This window comes from Corallococcus terminator (genome assembly GCF_003611635.1).
Lineage (GTDB): Bacteria > Myxococcota > Myxococcia > Myxococcales > Myxococcaceae > Corallococcus > Corallococcus terminator.
In genome coordinates, this window is sequence record NZ_RAVZ01000745.1 from 1 (window position 1) to 794 (window position 794).

Here is a 794-nt window from a genome sequence, read left to right on the forward strand (position 1 = left end):
GCCTCCGCAGGCCCCGGCCGCGCAGCCTCCGCGTGCCGCCGCGCCCCGCGCCGCCGTGCCCGTGACGGATGGACCGACGATGCGTACCGCGCCGCAGGCCGACGCGACCATTCGTGCCGCCGCGCCGCAGGCTGATGCGACGGTGCGTGCCGCCGCGCCTCGTCCCGACGCGACTGCTCGGACCGTCACGCCGAATCCCGATGCGACGGTTCGTGCCGCCGTGCCGCAGGCCGATGCGACCATTCGCATGCCTCCGCGTGCCCCTGCTCCCCCGACGGACGCAGCCGCACGGGCCGATGCACCGGTTCGCGCCCCCGCGCCGCACGCGGAAGGTCAGGTCCGGGCTCCCGCCGCCGCCGCGCCCCGCGTGGCCCCGCCCGCGCAAGCGGCTCCGCGCGCCGCGCAGCCTGTCGCCCACGCACCCTCCGGCGCCGTGCTCCCGCCGCGCCCCGCCACCGTGCAGGCGCCGAATGCGGCCCCGGTGGCCGCGAATGCCCCGCCGCGCGCCGCTCCCACCGCGGCCCTGTCGGAGGTGGGCTTCCAGAATCCCGGGGTCGCCGTGCCTCGCGCGGCGCAGGCCCCGGTGAACGCGGAGCCCCGCCCGGGTTCGGTGCCCACGCCGGCCTACGGTACGGAGGCGCACGGTGCCCGCCCCCTGCCGGCGCCCGGTCTGCCTCGCCGAGACGCCGCGCCCGCGCAGGCTTCCTCCGGTCTCCCGCGCATGGAGGCGCCCGCGCAGGTCCCGGCCCACTCCGGTCTCCCCCGCATGGAAGCCTCCGCCCAGGCTCCGGCCG

General features: G+C 80.0%; 1 pseudogene. It reads left to right on the forward strand.

The window, feature by feature from the left end:
• Positions 1-247 precede the first annotated feature (247 nt).
• Positions 248-794 (forward strand): annotated as a pseudogene (locus tag D7V88_RS44065) (hypothetical protein); the annotation flags it as partial.